Genomic DNA, 19062 nt, shown 5'->3' on the forward strand with positions numbered 1-19062 from the left:
CAACACTTGGGAGAAGTGCCGTGGCATTAGTTCTAGACGGTCGTGCATTGGCGAAGCAAATTGAAGCTGACTTGTTTACTCGCGTAGAAGCGCTGAAAGCAAAATCAGGTCGTACTCCAATTCTTGCAACGATTTTGGTAGGTGACGATGGCGCATCTGCAACTTATGTTCGCATGAAAGGCAATGCCTGCCGCCGTGTTGGTATGGATTCACTCAAAGTGGAACTTCCTAAAGAAACCACAACTGAAGAATTATTGGCTGAAATTGAAAAATTAAATGCAAATCCTGATGTGCACGGTATTTTGCTTCAACACCCGGTTCCAGCTCAAATTGATGAGCGTGCATGTTTCGATGCAATCTCGCTTGAAAAAGATGTAGATGGCGTTACTTGCCTGGGTTATGGCCGTATGGCGATGGGTGAAGCTGCTTATGGTTCAGCGACTCCTGCGGGCATCATGACGATTCTGAAAGAAAACAATATCGAAATCGCAGGTAAGCATGCGGTAGTGGTTGGTCGTTCTGCAATTCTGGGTAAACCAATGGCTGCGATGCTGCTTGAAGCAAATGCAACCGTAACCATTTGCCATTCACGTACTCAAGATCTTGCAAGCTTTGTTAAGCAAGCGGACATCATTGTCGGTGCGGTGGGTAAAGCTGAACTGATCCAAAAAGACTGGATTAAACCAGGTGCAGTTGTTGTTGATGCTGGTTTCCACCCACGTGATGGCGGTGGTGTAGGTGATATTCAACTTGTAGGCATTGAAGAAATTGCTTCTGCTTACACACCAGTTCCGGGTGGTGTAGGTCCGATGACGATTACAACCTTGATCCGTCAAACGGTTGAAGCTGCTGAGAAGGCTTTGGGTTAATCCTATTCTCCCTCTCCCTGTGGGAGAGGGTTGGGGTGAGGGATTTAAAAAATAATCCTCTCCCTAGCCCTCTCTTGCGCTTCGATTTAAAAGCAATGCTTTAAATCTTGCTCAGGAGAGGGAACTTTCTTTATTAATTTAGCTTTAATCTTTGAAGTTAAGATTTTGATCATCCAAGAATAAAAATCCAATGAGCTGTACGTTTCAATTCCCCCAAGCCCCTGAACATCTTCTTCAAGCCTTGCATGACATCATTCCGCATTGTGAATTGCATGCACAACAATTGCCCGATACACCCATCTCCTTATGGTTGATTCCACCGGTATTTCCAACAGATAAGCTGGATGATGAAGTGATTCGTTGCATCTGGAACGATACACCATACTGGATCTTTTGCTGGGCATCAGGCTTGGCGATGGCGCAGTGGCTATTGGCAGAGCCGCATCATGTCAAAGACAAAGTCGTACTGGATTTTGGGGCTGGATCGGGTGTAGTTGCGATTGCAGCGAAAATGGCAGGCGCAAAACGTGTGATTTGCTGTGACATTGATCAAGTCAGTTTGGATGCCTGTCGTGCCAATGCAGAACTAAATGATGTCGAGCTTGAATATCTGGATGACCTATATAAGGCAGAACAGGTAGATATTCTATTAGCTGCAGATGTGCTTTATGACCAATGTAACCGTTTTTTCCTGGATGAGTTTTTAAAATTTGCACCTGAGGTGTGGGTTGCAGATAGTCGGGTAAAAAACTTTAGTCATCCTCAATATGAAAAACTGGATGAGCGTAGTGCGACGACTTGGCCAGATCTGGATGAATCACCTGAATTTCGTAATGTCAGTTTCTATAAAACACTTTAAAGTTGAAAAATCAAAAAGGGCAGTTAGCCCTTTTTGATTGTCTTACTCTGATTAAGTAACTAAGTATCTGATGTTAAGAACAAGTATAACGAATAACCCGCATGGTCGTAGGGCGGGCTTCTAAGGCTTCGCGTGCACCCGGGTTCTCGCTATTATGTAAATCAGGCGTATTGCTCAAGCTGATTTGCGTGCGGCTATTACCCAGTTGACGGCCATAGTTTTCCTGTTCCGCAGTTGGATTGGAAATTTCATTGGTGCTTAAAATCTGGATATTGTAAGTTTTGGAATTTCCTAATACGTGTCTGCAGGCGGCTTGCAAGCGGCTTTCATCCTGGCTTGGTCGTCCTGAAAGCGTGTAGCTCAGGGTTGCTGTATTGCCTGAACGTTCCAGAATTTCATAGCCACTTTGTCCATTGAATTGATGGGGTGTGGTCTGACATGCACTCAGTACAAAACTGCTTGCAGCCACAGCCAAAATTACTGTTGTTCTTTTCATATTTATAGTTCCTGAAGTCTTGGCTTAAGTATGCCATATTTTGCTTAGGCAGCTGCTCTGATCAATTGTGATCAATTGTTTAAACAGCCAATAAAAAAGGCCGCTTACGCGACCTTTTTAAATTAAATCAGCAATTAAGCAGATTTAACCGCAGCAATAAGTTCTGCTTGACGAGTTTTTAACGCTTCCGGTAAACGCTCACCCAGCTTGTCGAACAATTCAGTGTGGCTTTCAAGTTCTTTGATCCATTGATCTTTGTCTTGGGAAGTTACTAGGTCAAATTGTTCTTTAGTGAAGTCAGAACCTGTCCAGTTTAACTGTTCGTAAGTAGGAACTAGGCCGATTGGTGTTTCAACAGCATCAGCACGACCTTCACAACGGTCAATGATCCACTCAAGAACACGCATGTTTTGACCGAAACCAGGCCATACGAAGTTGCCTTCAGCATCACGACGGAACCAGTTCACGTTGTAGATACCTGGAAGTTTGTTGCCAGCAGCTTCAGCTTTCGCAGCAACTTGCTCGCCCATTTCTAACCAGTGCGTGAAGTAATCCGCCATGTTGTAACCCGCAAATGGAAGCATTGCGAATGGGTCACGACGAACGATACCTTGTTGGCCAACAGCAGCAGCAGTAGTCTCAGAGCCCATCGTTGCAGCTTTATAAACACCGTCAACCCAGTCAAATGCTTCTGAAATTAGAGGCACTGTGTCTGCACGACGACCACCGAAGATGAACGCAGAAATTGGCACGCCAGCTGGATTTTCCCAGTCAGCATCAATAGAAGGGCATTGACCAGCAGATACTGTGAAACGTGCGTTTGGATGCGCAGCTTTTTCTTCGCCAGTATGCTGTTGACCTTTCCAGTTGGTCAGGTTAGCAGGTGCTTCTTTAGTCAGACCTTCCCACCATACTTCACCGTTGTCAGTTACAGCAACGTTAGTATAGATCACGTCTTTATGCAGAGTCGCCATACAGTTCGGGTTAGTCTTGGTATTTGTACCAGGCGCTACACCGAAGAAACCAGCTTCAGGGTTGATTGCATATAAGCGACCGTCTTCACCTGGTTTGATCCAGGCAATATCGTCACCTACAGTTTCAATCTTCCAGCCTTCATAGCCTGCTGGTGGAATCAGCATTGCGAAGTTTGTTTTACCACATGCAGATGGGAATGCAGCTGCGATGTAGTGTTTTTCGCCTTGTGGGTTGGTCACGCCAAGGATCAGCATGTGTTCAGCTAACCAGTCTTGTTGACGACCCATGAAGGATGCAATACGTAATGCCAGACATTTTTTACCCAACAATGCGTTACCGCCATAACCAGAACCATAAGACCAAATCTCACGCGTTTCTGGGTAATGCACGATGTATTTTTCTTTGTTGCAAGGCCATGCAACATCTTTTTCGCCGTTCGCAAGCGGAGCACCTACAGTGTGTACGCAAGGAACGTATTCACCATCAGTACCAAGAACGTCATAAACAGCTTTACCCATACGAGCCATTTTAGACATGCTTACTGCAACGTAAGGAGAGTCAGTTAACTCGATACCGATATGAGCGATATGAGAACCCAATGGACCCATTGAGAATGGAACCACATAAAGTGTACGACCTGCCATTGAACCGTCAAATAAACCGTTCAATTTTTCGCGCATGACAGCAGGTGCTTCCCAGTTGTTGGTCGCGCCAGCATCGTCTTTGTTTTCAGAACAGATGTAAGTACGATCTTCAACACGTGCTACGTCAGAAGGATCAGAATTTGCAAGGTAAGAACCAGGGTGAGTTTCTTGATTCAGCGCTTGCATTGTGCCGTTAGCGATCATCAAGTCGATATAACGTTGATATTCTTCTGCGCTACCGTCACACCATTCAATTTTTGCTGGTTTTGTTAATTTAGCAATCTCTTCCACCCAAGCAATAAGCTTAGGGTGACGAACGAATTCTGGTGCGTTCACTTGGGTCATGGTGAGGCCTATCTCAAATGTGTACAAATTAGATGTACAAAGTACAATCCGAGCAATAAAAAATATCGCCCAGATGAAATATGAAAAAAAGTGGCTGTATTAAAGCATAAAATGATAAAAAAAATAAGACCAAAGAAGTGCTAGATTTCTTTTGGAATATAATGCTATTTTATTTATAAATATAAGTAAAACAACAAGATAAAACTAAATATTTGAATTATTAATGTTATTTATTTAAGTGATGGATAGTATTTATTTTAAAAATTAATATTAAAATCATTATCTTAATTTTATAAGACCTCTAATATTCATCATTGATTGAATAAATGGTTGCCATTTGAATTTTACATAAAGCCACTGTTAATTGTCTATGAATTGGACAAAATGCCAATAGGCTTCAATGAAATTGCGCGAAAAATGTCTAATCAATCTAAACCCTTATCGCTGATTTTTAATCATAAAGCTGGTTTTCGCATACAGGGGCCAGAAGGCATTTATGAGCAGCTGATCGATATATTTTCAGCACAGGGTTATCAAACTAAAGCTTATGAAATCAATGATTCACAGCAATTTGAAAAAATTATGGCTGAGGTGCTTGAACAGCATTTGGCATCTAGTGAGTCAGGAATCATCGTTGCGGCGGGCGGAGATGGCACTTTAAATACAGTCGCCAAACATTTATTGAATACGCAAATTCCTGTCGGCATTTTGCCTTTAGGTACTTTTAACTATGTGGCCAGATTATTGGGGATTCCGCTGGATTTGCTTGAAGCGGCAAAAGTGATTGCGACAGGGCAGCCTCAACGTATGAATGTTGCCCGGATCAATCAGGAAATTTATCTGAATAATGCCAGTCTAGGTTTATATCCTTTATTTATTAAAAAACGTGAAGACTATAATCGTATTTTTGGTCGCTTACCGCTACATGCCTATACCTCTGCACTGGATGTTTTAATTCGTGACCGTAAAGAATTAAAACTGGAAATCTGGGTGGATCAAAAGAAATATCCGGTGAAAACACCACTGATCTTTTTTGGCAATAATCCCTTGCAACTGGCAGATATGAAAATGCGCATTGCAGAAGCGGCTGAAAAAGGCAAAGTGGCGGGAGTTGTGGTTTCTAAAAGTGATAAGCTTACTTTATTTAAGCTAGTGTATCAGCTGATTCGTGGGAAGATTGACCAGGCATCGGATGTTTATAGTTTTGCAGCCGATCAAGTCCGAATCGAATCCAGAGCCAAGAAACTGATGGTGGCGATTGATGGGGAAATTGTGGAAATGTCCCCGCCACTCAATATTTCTGTATTAAAAGATAGCCTAAGCGTAGTGGTGCCACATGATCCTGCATCTGTCTGATCTGCATTTTGGAACAGAGAAGCCGGAGTGTTTAGAAGCGATTCGGCATTTCTGTCAGACCCATCCACTTGAAGCTGTAGTCATCAGTGGTGATCTGACCCAGCGCGCACGTTTGGGCCAATTCTTTGCCTGTAAAAAATTTTTAGATCAGCTCAATACGCCTTATATGGTGATCCCGGGGAATCATGATATTCCGCTCTATCATTTATGGAATCGGCTTTTCAATCCATTTACCCGTTACCAGATTTTTTTTGGTGAATTGGAGCCAATCTTTGAAACAGAAAATTTTTACCTGATTGGAGTGAATTCGATCCGACGTCGATATCATACCAAAGGGCATTTATCCCTTGAGCAGATTCAGCGCATTGATTTGCAACTGGCTCAGGCGCCTGCTTCCAAATTAAAAATCATTGTCAGCCATCAGCCTTTTTATGTGCCTTTTCAAAATAAGCGCGGTTTCAAGGACAGCCCACTGATGGCCAAAATTGCTTTACAGGCCTGGGCAGAGCATGGTCTGTTTGCGGTGTTGCATGGGCATCTGCATCAACCGGCGATTTATGATCTGAACCAGATGTTCGGATTGGGGATGGACCATCCTGTATATGATGTACATGCGGGTACTTCTGCGTCAAATCGTCTGCATAAAAATGAACCGAACAGCTTTAATCTGATTGATGCCACAGGAAAAATTTCTCAATATTTGTTCGATGAAGTGGCACAATCCTTTATGTTGAAAGCTGATCTGCCGAATAAATAGACGAAAACCTATGATTCGTTAAAAAAAACCAATTTTTTTTCATTTTTGCCCTTGAAGCGTTTTATTCCATCTCCATAAAAGTGACATCAAAAATTTTTGATGATGACCCATGGAATAATTAAGTCGTCATCAGTGACCTAAAAAAGACTTAGTCTGATGGAGTTATTTATGAGCAACATTCGTCCATTACATGACCGCGTTGTTATTCGTCGTGTTGAAGAAGAAACTAAAACAGCTGGGGGCATTTTACTTCCAGGTTCGGCTGCTGAAAAACCTGCTCAAGGTGAAATCATTGCAGTTGGTAATGGTCAAATCACTGACAATGGCGTACGCGCGTTAGACGTAAAAGTTGGCGACAAAGTATTGTTCGGTACTTATGCAGGTACTACTGTAAAAGTAAACGGAGAAGAGCTTTTAATCATGAAAGAATCTGACATTTTAGCGGTATTAGAAGCTTAATCTGCGCTAAAAAGTTTTATTCGTTCCAAATCAGATTTTGTAAAGATACAACAATATTCGGAGTCAAATATGTCAGCTAAAGACGTAAAATTTGGTGATTCAGCTCGTTCAAAAATGATTGCTGGTGTAAACACCCTTGCAGATGCAGTAAAAGTTACTCTGGGTCCTAAAGGCCGTAATGTGGTAATCGACCGTTCTTTTGGTGCACCGCACATCACTAAAGATGGTGTCACTGTTGCCAAAGAAATTACGCTGAAAGACAAGTTCGAGAACATGGGTGCTCAACTGGTTCGTGAAGTTTCTTCAAAAACTAACGATATCGCAGGTGATGGTACAACGACTGCAACTGTATTGGCACAAGCAATTTTGAATGAAGGCATCAAGTCAGTAACAGCGGGTATGAACCCAATGGACTTGAAACGCGGTATTGATATTGCGGTACGTTCTGTAGTTGAAAACATCAAGGCAACTGCAAAACCGGCATCAGACTCTAAAGCGATTGAGCAAGTGGGTTCGATCTCTGCTAACTCTGACACGACTGTAGGTCAGCTGATTGCGCAAGCAATGGAAAAAGTGGGCAAAGAAGGTGTAATTACTGTTGAAGAAGGTTCAGGCTTCGAAGATTCGCTTGACGTAGTTGAAGGTATGCAGTTTGACCGCGGTTATATCTCTCCGTATTTCGCAAACAAGCAAGATACTTTAACAGCTGAACTTGAAAATCCGTTCATTCTTCTTGTTGATAAAAAAATCAGCAATATTCGTGAATTGATTACAGTACTTGAAGCTGTTGCTAAAACTGGCAAACCGCTTTTAATCATTTCTGAAGATGTTGAAGGCGAAGCGCTTGCGACGCTTGTTGTCAACAACATGCGCGGTATTATCAAAGTATGTGCGGTGAAAGCACCTGGTTTTGGTGACCGTCGTAAAGCTATGCTTCAAGACATCGCGATCTTGACTGGCGGTACTGTAATTTCTGAAGAAATCGGCATGCAGCTGGATCAAACGACGCTTGATCACTTGGGTACAGCACATAAAGTGACTGTGTCTAAAGAAAATACTGTGATTGTGGATGGTGCTGGTAACGCCGGCCAAATCTCTGACCGTGTACAGCAAATCCGTGCACAGATCGAAGAATCTACTTCTGAATACGACAAAGAAAAACTTCAAGAGCGTGTAGCGAAACTTGCTGGCGGTGTTGCTGTCATCAAAATCGGTGCTGCAACTGAAGTTGCAATGAAAGAGAAGAAAGATCGTGTAGACGACGCGCTTCATGCGACTCGCGCTGCGGTTGAAGAAGGTGTTGTTGCGGGTGGTGGTGTTGCACTAGTACGCGCTGCATCTGCACTTGAAGGCGTAACAGGCGCGAATGATGACCAAAACGTAGGTATCAACATTCTTCGCCGTGCGATTGAAGCACCGCTTCGTCAAATCGTATCTAATGCAGGTGATGAGCCTTCTGTAGTGATCAACGCTGTGAAGAATGGCGAAGGTAACTTCGGTTATAACGCTGCAACTGGCGAATATGGCGATATGCTGGAAATGGGTATTCTTGACCCTGCTAAAGTAACGCGTTCTGCACTTGAGCACGCAGCTTCTGTTGCTGGCTTGATGCTAACGACTGAATGCATGATCACTGAAATTCCAGAAGACAAACCTGCAATGCCTGATATGGGCGGCATGGGTGGTATGGGCGGCATGATGTAATTCATCATCCGAGCATTTCATAAAAAATCCCCGCAATAGCGGGGATTTTTTATCTGTTTACAAAATTATGATGCGGACTTTTTAACTAATTTATAATTTAAATTACTGTCAATTTTTTTACCTGATTTCATCTCACGTGCTTCAATAAAATTTTCACCGACAAAGAATTTACGGTTTTCAGCTTTGTTATCTAATGTGATGATTGAAGGATCTTGAGGGTCAAAACTGAAACTGCCTTTAGTTTCGGTCTCATTATTTCCACTTTTACCTAAATATTCCTCATTTAGCTCATAGGTTTTATCCGGATTTAGATCTAACACGACCTTAATTCTTTCACAGTCAGCACAAGGAAAAACACCTTCGTATTCACCTGCCCAATCTAGCGAGGTTTCTGCGCTATCAGCACGGTTCACACTGGTATCCGCGTTCTTTTGCTCCATCATGGCTGGGCTGGATTGAGCGTTATTGTTCATCGGCTCATTATCATTTGGCTTTGAACATGCGGTTAAAGCTCCTGCAATAACGACTGCTATCGCAGCAGTAAGCGTTAATTTTTTCATTGTTTTGACCCTATTAAATTATTTGTTATCAATTACATTAAAAGTAGTCAGTATAGATAAATAGGGCAATCTTGTTAAAGTTTGATTCATTAGGTGAATCAGGTCAGAGTTATTGATAAGTGAGCAGGATTTAAGAATTTTTAGCCAAGTTTAAAGTCACTTTATGCTGTTTCGTTAACCAATTCTGAACGCTATGATTAGAAAATAATGATAATGCGGAGGGGATAATGAAATTAGAACAAGAAAATAATCTGATTGCAAAAATTTATGATGCTGCTGTATTGCCATCTTTGTGGCTGGACGTGATCAAAGATATCGTGAGCTATACTAAAAGTAAGAGTGCAATTTTTACCGGTCTGGATCAGCTTAATTCAGGCTATGATTTTGTTTACACGCACAATATCCCGAATGAAAGTCTGGCCGCCTATCAAGATGAGCGTGTCAGAGTGATTGATATGAAACTGCATATGCCATTATGGAATGCGATCGAGATGGGCGATGCTTTAAGTCATAACTGTCAGCACTATGCAGAACAGCCGGGTACGGATCACTATGTGTTCTATGAGAAGTGTTTAAAGCCTGGCGGTGTATCTTATCTGGCGGGCGTATTGCTGGATCGGGGAAATTATCGTTGGGCGGTACTGGGTATTCATCGTGCACCTGAAGTACAGCCTTTTGAACAGCCTGAGCTGGATTTTCTAAGACGTATCAGTATTCATTTACGCCGGGCTTTGCAAATTCACCGGCAAATCAACTTGATTCAGCAAGATAATTTAAGCTTGTATACGGTATTGGATAGTTTAAAAACCGGAATTGTACTGCTCGATCAAAACCTGTGTTTAAGTTATTCCAATCCTGTTGCGCAAAAGATGCTTGATCAAAGTTCATGTCTGGATCTGGATATACATAACCGTCTAAAAACCAATTATGGTCAGCAGATACGTTTTGATCAGCTATTAGAAAGTGCTTTGCTGGAAGATACGACCATTCAGACTGAAGTGGGTGGAGTCTTGGCGTTGAGTGATGGGGCAGGCTCGCAATTCATGCTTACGGTGGTGCCATTTAAGAAATTAAGAAATATGCAACATTTACAGTCTGCTCAGCATCAGATTGCCTTATTTATGACGGATAAAAACCAGCATTATTCCCTGTCAAGAACTTACCTACAACAGTGTTACCAGCTTTCCAAACGAGAGTTTGATTTATGCGAGTTGTTAATTAATGGTTATAAAATAGAAGATATTGCAGAACAGTGTGGCATTACGCTGAGTTCGGTGCGGACTTATTTTAAAAATATTTATGAAAAAACCCAATGTTGTTCGCAAATCGAACTGATGCATTTATTGATGGGCTGTACCATTCAATTTGAACATATTGATTAAAATGGCCCGATTTAAAGTGAAAATTTAAGATAGTTTCTCCAAATCAATTGACCCGTTCTCAGTTGGACGGGGCTTTGGAGTTCAAGCTGAAGGCAAGAATGTTATAAGAATATTAATGTCCGTAATCAATTTTCGGCAAGTCTGTATTGGGCATATTTAGAGTCCGAATATCCTCATCTTTTGCTTCACTTCAGAGATAAGACAATAAACCCATTTGATGATTTATTCATCAATGCAATTAAAATACTGGAACTGAAAATTAACTTTTCATTTGAAAAATATAATTATACAAATATAGATTAACTGTTTATTTATTGATCATATAGCACTATCTATATTTGCCGAGGTTGCTAAAATTCGCGCAATTTTGAATAGAATTGGTGCGTGACGTGTTTGAGAAGTTAGCAGAACAAAGCCTGAACCTGATGGGCTGGGAAATTGATAACCATTGGCCCCTAGATTTAGACCAGTGTGTCATGATTGCTGCTCCTCATACCAGTAATTGGGATGCACTGTATGCGCGACTGGCCTTAAAAGCATTGGGCGTAAATGTTCGCTTAACCATTAAAGACAGTTACATGAAATTGCCATTTGGGCCTTTTGTGCGTGCTATGGGCGGTATCGGGATTGATCGCCGTCCTAAACAGCCGGGTGAGCCTCGTCCGAGTATGGTTCAGGTGATGACGGAATTATTCAAGACCCATTCTAAACTGGTGATGCTGGTGACGCCAGAAGCGACTCGTGCCAAGCAGGAACAGTGGAAGGCAGGTTTTTACCATGTGGCGATCAATGCAGGTGTGCCGATTGCATTGGCCTATATGGACTATGCCAAGAAGAAAACTGGCGTAGGTAAAATTGTTTATCCGACAGGGGATTATGAAAAAGATATGGCAGAAATCATGGCCTTTTATGCAGATATTCAGCCAAAATTCCCTGAATGCTTTAGTGTAGATCAGCGTTATTATCAGAGTTAAAATTGAATTGAAAAAAAGCAGGAAAATTCTCCTGCTTTTTTATTGCCTAATAATCATGAAGATTTACAGACTTAATATGCATTTTCAGAAGCAGGCAAAATTCCACCCAGATTTTGGCAGGCATCTTTGTACAGACCATATTGCTGCTCCACCACTTCATGCAATGGCAGGTCAAACAGATCTTCACCCTGACGATATTGCTTGATATAAGACTCGACTTTGGATTTGCTGCTATACAACATCTGCTGATAATAGTCGGTCATACTGCTATGTGGCATTTGTGCGGTATCTACCTTGGCACAATGGAAATTTTGCAGTAATTGTTCTGATTTTTTCAAATCGCTAGACATACAACCTGCCAGCAGCAAGGTACTGAGCAATGTCGTGATAAATTTCATGGAAAGTAGACTAAAGGTTTTATGGGAGCGCACTATTGTAGAAGTAAAACCCGGTCACAAAACCTTTTTAATCTACCAAATGGTTAAAAAATAGAACAACAGAATTTGAAAATCCAAGTCCATTCTCTAAACAACTAACCTTTGACCAAACCACCATCTACAATCAGGTTTTGTCCTGTCACTGCACGTGAATAAGGCGACAAAAACATCAGGATTGCAGCAGCGAATTCTTCGGGTGTAATTACGCGGCGTAAAGGCGTAGATTGAGCAATCAGGTCAAAGACAAATTCAGGTGTGGCCTTACTGGCATCGGTCGTTTGTAACAGACCACCAGAGAGCATATTCACATTAATGCCATATTGTCCCAAATCCTGTGCCGTGGTGCGGGTAAAGGCCAACAATGCAGCTTTGGCAGCGGTATAGTCATGATAAGGAACCACCGGATTTTGCACGAGGTTTGTACCAATATTCACGATCCGGCCGAACCCTGCTTGTTTCATATCATCCAGTGCGGCTTGTGTAGTATTTAAAGCTGCCTGTACCGCACCGCTAAATTGCCGTTGCAACATTTCCCAAGTCAGCGTTTCTATTTTAGGGCGTGCATCGCCATTAAATTCAAACTGAATCAGTGCGTTATTGACTACAGCATGAATCGCTTCGACGAAATGGGTTTTAGCCGCGGCAAATAAAGCGCGTACCTGATCAGCTTGAGTGACATCTGCCTGGTAAATAAATACCTGCGTAGGATATTGCTGGGCCAGCTGTTCGGCTTGCTGCTGACTGCTATGATAGTTGACGACTACGCGCACACCCTCAGCCAGTAAAGCCTGAGTAATGGCCAAACCTAAACCACGTGCACCGCCAGTAACAAGAACGATCTGATCACGAATCTGCATAATGATGATCTATATTGACAAAGATTGGCCTTAACATAGCAGTTATTTCACCGGATTCAAGCTTTAGCGGGGAAGACAGACTCAGCTTGATCTTGTGTTTAAATGAATTGGGACGCTAATAGAAAACAGCCTGCGCTAAAGAGTAAACTTAAGATCATGCGTTTAAACAGTAATTCTGAAATTTTATAAAATAGCTTTGCGCCTAAAATTGCCGGAATACTCACAAAAACAATCAGCAATGCCAGATATGGTAAATGGCTTTGATTGATCAGGCCTTGCCATAGATACGTACCAAGGGTGAAGAGTTGAATTGCAAAATTAAAGTGCCGCAAAATATAGCGCTGCTGGGCTTTGGGTAATTGTTTTAACATCACCCAAGCCGAAGGAATGGCACCGCAAAAACCGCCCAGTCCTCCTAGAATTCCGCCAATAAAACCGATGCAGCTATCAGTCAATTTTCCTGAATGCTGGATCGTTTTGAATTGCGGATTGAGCAGCATCACCGGACACCAAAGTACCAGAAAAAATCCCAAGATCATCTTAAAGGTATCTGCTTGAATGATCTGCAACAGATAAGTACCAAGCGGCACGCCAATCAAACCAGCAACCAGATAAGGCAGCACCAACTGTCTGGATAAAACCGGCTGCTTTTGTTCCTGACTAAGGGAAATCACATGACTCCAGATCGAGGTAAATACCAGCAAGGGCGCGGCCAGTTGCGGAGGCAGTACCCAAATCCAGAAAGACATGGCGATCAGGGCAAAGGCAAAGCCGGTCAGCCCCTGGACGAAACCCGCGACCATTGCACCCACAATAAATAACAACCAGGTCATAAGGATCGGTACGAAATTAAAGTCAGTAGTATTAAAAAGATAACTGGAAAAACCAAGTACTTGCTTAGTGGTATTTATGCAAATCTCAGTGCAAATTGATATAAACGCCAGGGAATTTAGCTCTTGTCTGCATCGGAAATCAAGAAATCAAAGCATAAAATAAAACAAGAATCCAACACGGAGTTTCTGAATTATCAATCAAATTGCCGGATACTGAAACCTGTACCGCAAGAGGTAATGAACATGAAAAGAGTAATATTATTTTCTGTATTGGCAGTCTCATTAACCGGTTGTGTTGTAGATCCTCACGATGATTATCGCGGTCATAAAGATCGGGATAAACATCATGATCGACAATATGGTGATCGGGACTGGAATAACAACAAAGACCGTCCTAACTGGCATAATCCTAACAAAAACGATCGGAATCCGCCTCCTCCACCTCCGGCTCGTTAACGGGTTTATTGCCCGAGTATTAATGTCTCACCACTTTTATTTGATTTAAAGGATTTCTTGTTCAAGGAATCCTTTTTAATTGTGCTCTTGCGAAGGTGTTTTTTGATAAAGCCCCGCACGAACTGTACCGGCTTTGGTATTTTTAATTAAACGCCATGAGGACGGCAATTTAAGCAATTGTAAATCACGATCTGCTTCTACATAAATATAGGCATTGTCCTTGATCAGAGGATCTGCCTTTAGCGCTAGTTCTTCCCATAAATCTAAGCTATATGGCGGATCTAGAAAAACCAGATCAAACTGTGCCTGAAGGGTAGGCAAAGCTTGCTGCGCCGTAGCCACTTTTAATTGGGCACGTGCTTTGGTGACTTTTAACAGTTCCAGATTCTGAGTCAGAAATTGTGCCTGAGTACGATCAGGTTCAATCATCACCACTGAGGCAGCCCCACGCGATAATGCCTCAAACGCTAATGCCCCAGAACCGGCACAAACATCCAAAACCTGGGCATTTTGTACATCCCACATCAGCCAGTTAAACAGTGTTTCCCTAACACGGTCAGGCGTCGGGCGCAAACCCTCAATGCTGGCAAAAGGTAATTGGCGGCGTTTCCAGTCACCACCAATAATTCGAAGCTGGTTTTTCATCTTTAGTCTCGCTCTACCGGTGTTGGAGCAGGTGTTGCTGCGGGAGATGCAGCCGTATTTGCAGAAGTCGGAGCAGTCATTTCGGGCTGGTCACTGGCTGGAACGGCACTAGATGCTGCATCCTGACTCAACATGCCTGCACCACTTGGCAATTCAGCTGGCTTGATTCCGGCCGTCATCAGACCACCACTTAATTGGTGACCTTGTGGGCGTACCGGATTTTTATCTTTATGCAGTAACCAGTAATCAAAAATTGGACGGGCCAGAGCCGTTGCGGCACTACCACCGCGACCATTTTCCAAAATGACAGCAATCGCGATTTCAGGATTTTCAGCAGGTGCAAAACCGACAAACAGGCCATGATCCAGCTGACGATCGGTCAATAAGGATTCATTATAGCGCTTGCCCTGAGCAATACTTTTGACCTGTGCCGTACCGGTTTTTCCGGCAATAGAATATTGTAAGCCGCTTTTGATGCCTCGGCCTGTACCGGATTGAATCACGTCCACCATCGCATCACGCATCTTGATCCAGTCTTCTTCCTGGCCGTTAAAATCGATCTTGCCATGCGTACCATTATGCACTTTGAACGGTTTGGCACCACGACTTTCACGCAGCACATGAGGAATGACTTTATTGCCATGGTTGGCGGTAATCGCAGTGGCCATAGCCAGTTGTAACGGCGTAGAGGTAAAAGCACCCTGACCAATACTGACGGAAATGGTTTCACCACGTGACCATTTAGCCTTGCGGGTACGCATCTTCCATTCCGGGTTTGGATACAGTCCTGAGCTTTCACTTGGTAAGTCTACTCCGGTTTTTTCGCCAAAGCCGAACTGACGCATCCAGGTATTCATTTTTTCAATGCCCATGCGGTAGGACATGACATAGAAATAAGTATCACAGGAGACGACCTGCGCTTTATGCATATTCACTGCGCCATGCCCGGATTTTTTATGGTCACGGAAACGGTGACTGTCTCCCGGCAGGCTAAAATAACCCGGATCGGAAATAGTGGTATCCCAGTCGACCAGACCATGATGCAGACCACCAAGCGCAAACATAGGCTTGATAGTAGACCCGGGCGGATAAACCCCTTGCACGGCACGGTTATATAAAGGTTGATCCAGATTATCGCGTAGGAATGAATAATCTTTGGTGCTAATCCCGGTCACAAACAGGTTCGGATTAAAGCTTGGACTGGACACCAGCGCCAGAATTTCTCCAGTTTTAGGATTCATCGCCACAATCGCGCCACGACGCCCGGCCAGTTGCTCTGAAGCTACTACCTGCAAACCGTAATCGAGAGACAGAAACAGATCATTACCACGCACCGGATCTTTACGACCCAAATGACGCAGCACATTACCAAAGGCATCTGCTTCTACCGATTCATTTCCCGGCACACCATGCAGCAGCTCTTCATAGGATTTTTCCACCCCGATTTTCCCGATCAGGTTGGTTCCGGCATAGAGATCCTTATCAATGGCTTTCAGTTCTTTGTCATTAATCCGACCGACATAACCAATCACATGTGCAAACAGGTCGCCATGTGGATAGTAGCGGGTCATCTGGGTTTCAATATTGACACCCGGAAACTGATATTTTACTTCACTGAAACGGGCAATATCATTTTCGTTCAGGTTGAGCTTGATTGAAACCCGTTCGGTTTTACGTGCTGTTTTAATCCGGGTTTGAAAGCGTTCAAGATCCTCTTCGGTCAGTTCCAGAATCGGTTTCAGGCGTTCGAGCGTTTGATCGATATCCTGTACGTCGGCACGACTTAAAGTGGCAGTAAATACTGGGTAATTATCGGCCAGCAGAACACCGTTACGGTCATAAATATAACCGCGCGCTGGGGGTAGGGGTTGCAGACGAATCCGGTTCTCGTCAGAGGCAGTAGTAAAGCTTTCAAAGTTGAACAGTTGCAAATAGGCATAGCGGCTGACTAGCAGCAGCATAAAGAAAATGACAATACCAATAGAAATCAAGACTCGACTGCGATAGATGCGCTTTTCTTGTTGTGCATTTTTTAAAGGAAAGTGCTGCTTCATACGCGATCGACTTAAGACCTGAGAGTAGTAGAAAAGAATCAAAGTGGAGTATTCTAACGCAACTGCACTTGATTTGATAATGAAAAACTGACCTTGCAATCAGTTCCTTTAAGCTTTGACTTTGCAGACATTAAAATTGTAAAGTGCTGTATATAAGAGTTGTGATAATTCTGATACAGTAAAATCTAATAAAAATAGGACTATACCAAAAACTATAATTAAGGAAGATGGTGAAGGAATGAACAAGGTTTACCCTTTGTTAGCGTTTGCATTGTGGGCGAACGGGGCTTATGCACAGGATCAAATTAATACTACTGCCACCCAAACACAGCCTGTTCAGGCAAAATCTTTTAATGTTGGCGTTGGTGTTACTCAGGAATTATTCCATCTAAATACAGAATGGGTTAATCCTTATGGGATTGCTTATGTGAAAGGTGGTGTTTTTCTGGATGATGATCATACGATCGGAGCGCAGCTAGGCTTTCGGTATCCTGCACATCTCACCGGCAAGGACAAAAATGGTTATTATGTCGGGGTCTATACTGGTCATATCGATAGCAAACAGGTTGATGGCAAGGATGAAGGCCGTTTAGGTGCTGGTATTGATCTGGCCTATGTTTTGCTTAGTTCAGAACGGATCAGCAGTTTTAGTGTCGGGATTGGTGCCGGAGAGAAACTCAAAGACCGAACAGGCCACGTCGTGGCTGAAACAGAACCCCGGCTACAATTTTCCTATACTTTAAGTATCGGTTTATAGACAAAATATTCGACCTTATTAATATGTGTATTCTGTGAACAAAAAATTAAATATGGAAGTTATGCATGCTTGAGTACGTCAACGAGTTGTGGCAAATCTTTGTAAACCGCCCGGATTTTTGGGCCGTGCTCAGCATTATTCCAGTGACTGCATTTGTAACCTGGGCTCACGTCTGGATGGCGCTGAAAATGGTCTTTTATCCGATCAATTTTTGGGGGTTTCATCTCGGGCCTTTACCTGTGGGCTGGCAAGGGATTGTGCCACGCAAAGCTGGACGTATTTCAGGCATTATTACCGATAACACGTTGTCAAAATTAGGTTCTATCCGCGAATTTTTACAGGCGATGGATCCGGATGATATGGCACGGATCATTGGGGAACAGGTCGGTTTCGAACTGGAACATCTGATTGATGAAGTCATGATGGATCGCAATGCGGTGCTTTGGGAAAACCTGCCTTTTGCTATTAAGCGCAGAATTTATGCACAAGCACAAAAACAAATGCCGGCAATTTTGCGTGAATTAGTGACTGAACTGACCATGAACGTCGAGTCACTTGTGGATATGCGTGAAATGGTAGTCAGCCAGATGGAAGGCGACCGTCGCTTGATGGTGCGTATGTTTCTGAAAGTGGGTCAAAAAGAAATCAACTTTATCTGGCATATCAGTGCACTCATCGGGATGTTCTTTGGTATTTTCCAGATGATTGTCTGGTTTGTGGTGCCGTGGCACTGGACCGTACCGTTCTGGGCGGCCATCTGGGGCTTTTTGACCAACTGGATCGCAATCTGGATGGTATTCAATCCGCTCTATCCACACCCGGTAAAGTACCCGCAATTCTTTAGCCGTACCACAAACCGCAAGTTTCCGTGGATTAAACCGGTGATTCCGCGTATTGGCACCTATAACATACAAGGTGCATTTATGAAACGTCAGGATGAAGTCTCTGACGTCTTCGCAAGTGTAGTCACAGAAGATCTGATTACGTTAAAATCGATCATGACCGAGATGATGTATGGTGGTAAAAAAGACAAAACCCGCCGCATTGTCAAACGTCATATTAATGAAATTATGGAAACACCCCTGGTTCGGACCTCTTTACAGCTGTCTTTAGGGCCAAAAGAGTATGCAAAACTCAAGACAGACTTGATCGATCGCTCAATTGAAATTACGATGGTGCCTGTATGCGACCCTGCGTTTAATGCGAGCCGTGCACAGAAAATCTATCAAATGTTTAGAGAGCGTATTCTGGAGTTGACACCAAGAGAGTTTCAAAATTTATTACGGCCTGCTTTTCAGGAAGACGAATGGATTTTGATTGTTCTGGGTGGCGTAACTGGATTTATAGCAGGTACAATACATTTGTTTGTGGCTTTCTTATAATTAGATTAATTGGATGCTGGACTACATGGCGAATCAATAGATTTGGCATGAACAAAGCGTCATATACATTGTTAAATGAGGATGTTTTTTTATGCGCATTATATTACTCGGACCACCTGGAGCAGGTAAAGGCACACAAGCTCAGTTGATCTGTAAGCGCTACAATGTCCCACAAATTTCAACCGGTGATATGCTCCGTGCTGCAATTCGTGAAGGTACTGAATTAGGTCTTAAAGCTAAAAGCGTGATGGAGAGCGGTGG

General features: G+C 43.0%; 20 protein-coding genes. 12 read left to right on the plus strand and 8 right to left on the minus strand.

The window, feature by feature from the left end:
• Positions 1-20: 20 nt before the first annotated feature.
• The gene (gene folD / locus WAK81_RS09110) at positions 21-869 is read left to right on the plus strand and encodes a bifunctional methylenetetrahydrofolate dehydrogenase/methenyltetrahydrofolate cyclohydrolase FolD (RefSeq protein WP_253143894.1); all 849 of its coding nucleotides are present in this window, start codon (positions 21-23) and stop codon (positions 867-869) included.
• Positions 870-1059: 190 nt separating this feature from the next.
• Positions 1060-1728 carry a class I SAM-dependent methyltransferase gene (locus WAK81_RS09115; protein WP_422196559.1) on the plus strand — a complete coding sequence of 223 codons (669 nt, stop codon included), beginning with the start codon at positions 1060-1062 and terminating at the stop codon, positions 1726-1728.
• A gap of 73 nt (positions 1729-1801) precedes the next feature.
• Here WAK81_RS09115 and WAK81_RS09120 read toward each other — a convergent pair whose 3' ends face one another.
• Complete coding sequence (locus WAK81_RS09120) at positions 1802-2224, minus strand: hypothetical protein (RefSeq protein ID WP_422196560.1); 423 nt, start codon at positions 2222-2224, stop codon at positions 1802-1804.
• A gap of 134 nt (positions 2225-2358) precedes the next feature.
• Entirely contained in the window at positions 2359-4188 is a 1830-nt protein-coding gene (locus tag WAK81_RS09125; protein WP_422196561.1) for a phosphoenolpyruvate carboxykinase (GTP), read from the minus strand.
• A gap of 417 nt (positions 4189-4605) precedes the next feature.
• Between WAK81_RS09125 and WAK81_RS09130 the strand changes: the two genes are divergently transcribed.
• The 4 genes from WAK81_RS09130 (at position 4606) to groL (ending at position 8464) form a co-directional block, all read left to right on the plus strand.
• Entirely contained in the window at positions 4606-5544 is a 939-nt protein-coding gene (locus tag WAK81_RS09130) for a diacylglycerol/lipid kinase family protein (RefSeq protein WP_422196562.1), read from the plus strand.
• The gene (locus tag WAK81_RS09135) at positions 5525-6301 is read left to right on the plus strand and encodes a metallophosphoesterase family protein (protein WP_422196563.1); all 777 of its coding nucleotides are present in this window, start codon (positions 5525-5527) and stop codon (positions 6299-6301) included. Before WAK81_RS09130 ends, WAK81_RS09135 begins: the two co-directional genes overlap by 20 nt.
• A gap of 168 nt (positions 6302-6469) precedes the next feature.
• Entirely contained in the window at positions 6470-6760 is a 291-nt protein-coding gene (locus tag WAK81_RS09140) for a co-chaperone GroES (protein WP_004646315.1), read from the plus strand.
• A 69-nt stretch (positions 6761-6829) separates the two neighbouring features.
• Complete coding sequence (gene groL / locus WAK81_RS09145) at positions 6830-8464, plus strand: chaperonin GroEL (protein WP_253172540.1); 1635 nt, start codon at positions 6830-6832, stop codon at positions 8462-8464.
• A gap of 65 nt (positions 8465-8529) precedes the next feature.
• Here the strand turns inward: groL and WAK81_RS09150 are convergent, their stop codons facing one another.
• Positions 8530-9024 carry a copper resistance protein NlpE gene (locus tag WAK81_RS09150; protein ID WP_422196564.1) on the minus strand — a complete coding sequence of 165 codons (495 nt, stop codon included), beginning with the start codon at positions 9022-9024 and terminating at the stop codon, positions 8530-8532.
• A 227-nt stretch (positions 9025-9251) separates the two neighbouring features.
• On the opposite strand from WAK81_RS09150, the gene WAK81_RS09155 reads away from it, so the two are divergent.
• Together WAK81_RS09155 and WAK81_RS09160 are read left to right on the plus strand one after the other, a co-directional pair.
• Positions 9252-10406, plus strand: a complete 1155-nt coding sequence (locus WAK81_RS09155; protein WP_422196565.1) for a LuxR C-terminal-related transcriptional regulator — start codon at positions 9252-9254, stop codon at positions 10404-10406.
• Positions 10407-10831: 425 nt separating this feature from the next.
• Positions 10832-11380 carry a 1-acyl-sn-glycerol-3-phosphate acyltransferase gene (locus WAK81_RS09160; RefSeq protein WP_422196573.1) on the plus strand — a complete coding sequence of 183 codons (549 nt, stop codon included), beginning with the start codon at positions 10832-10834 and terminating at the stop codon, positions 11378-11380.
• A 71-nt stretch (positions 11381-11451) separates the two neighbouring features.
• Here the strand turns inward: WAK81_RS09160 and WAK81_RS09165 are convergent, their stop codons facing one another.
• From WAK81_RS09165 to WAK81_RS09175, 3 genes are all read right to left on the minus strand, one after another.
• Complete coding sequence (locus WAK81_RS09165; protein WP_422196566.1) at positions 11452-11778, minus strand: hypothetical protein; 327 nt, start codon at positions 11776-11778, stop codon at positions 11452-11454.
• 134 nt (positions 11779-11912) lie between these two features.
• Positions 11913-12674, minus strand: a complete 762-nt coding sequence (locus tag WAK81_RS09170) for a 3-oxoacyl-ACP reductase (protein WP_422196567.1) — start codon at positions 12672-12674, stop codon at positions 11913-11915.
• Positions 12675-12772: 98 nt separating this feature from the next.
• The gene (locus WAK81_RS09175) at positions 12773-13507 is read right to left on the minus strand and encodes a sulfite exporter TauE/SafE family protein (RefSeq protein WP_422196568.1); all 735 of its coding nucleotides are present in this window, start codon (positions 13505-13507) and stop codon (positions 12773-12775) included.
• 237 nt (positions 13508-13744) lie between these two features.
• On the opposite strand from WAK81_RS09175, the gene WAK81_RS09180 reads away from it, so the two are divergent.
• Entirely contained in the window at positions 13745-13963 is a 219-nt protein-coding gene (locus tag WAK81_RS09180) for a hypothetical protein (protein WP_422196574.1), read from the plus strand.
• Between the two features lie 75 nt (positions 13964-14038).
• Here the strand turns inward: WAK81_RS09180 and rsmD are convergent, their stop codons facing one another.
• Complete coding sequence (gene rsmD, locus WAK81_RS09185; RefSeq protein WP_422196569.1) at positions 14039-14608, minus strand: 16S rRNA (guanine(966)-N(2))-methyltransferase RsmD; 570 nt, start codon at positions 14606-14608, stop codon at positions 14039-14041.
• Between the two features lie 2 nt (positions 14609-14610).
• On the minus strand, positions 14611-16662 hold the full coding sequence (gene mrdA / locus WAK81_RS09190) for a penicillin-binding protein 2 (protein ID WP_422196570.1): 2052 nt from the start codon (positions 16660-16662) through the stop codon (positions 14611-14613).
• Positions 16663-16900: 238 nt separating this feature from the next.
• Here mrdA and WAK81_RS09195 point away from each other — a divergent pair, with 238 nt between their 5' ends.
• The 3 genes from WAK81_RS09195 to WAK81_RS09205 all read left to right on the plus strand — a co-directional run.
• Entirely contained in the window at positions 16901-17419 is a 519-nt protein-coding gene (locus WAK81_RS09195) for a hypothetical protein (RefSeq protein WP_422196571.1), read from the plus strand.
• A gap of 65 nt (positions 17420-17484) precedes the next feature.
• Positions 17485-18801: a hypothetical protein gene (locus WAK81_RS09200; RefSeq protein WP_422196572.1), complete on the plus strand. Its 1317-nt coding sequence runs from the start codon at positions 17485-17487 to the stop codon at positions 18799-18801.
• Between the two features lie 91 nt (positions 18802-18892).
• Positions 18893-19062, plus strand: a 170-nt coding sequence (locus WAK81_RS09205) for a nucleoside monophosphate kinase (protein ID WP_422196575.1), incomplete at its 3' end; no start/stop codon positions are given.

The organism is Acinetobacter sp., assembly GCF_049284435.1.
Taxonomy (GTDB): domain Bacteria; phylum Pseudomonadota; class Gammaproteobacteria; order Pseudomonadales; family Moraxellaceae; genus Acinetobacter.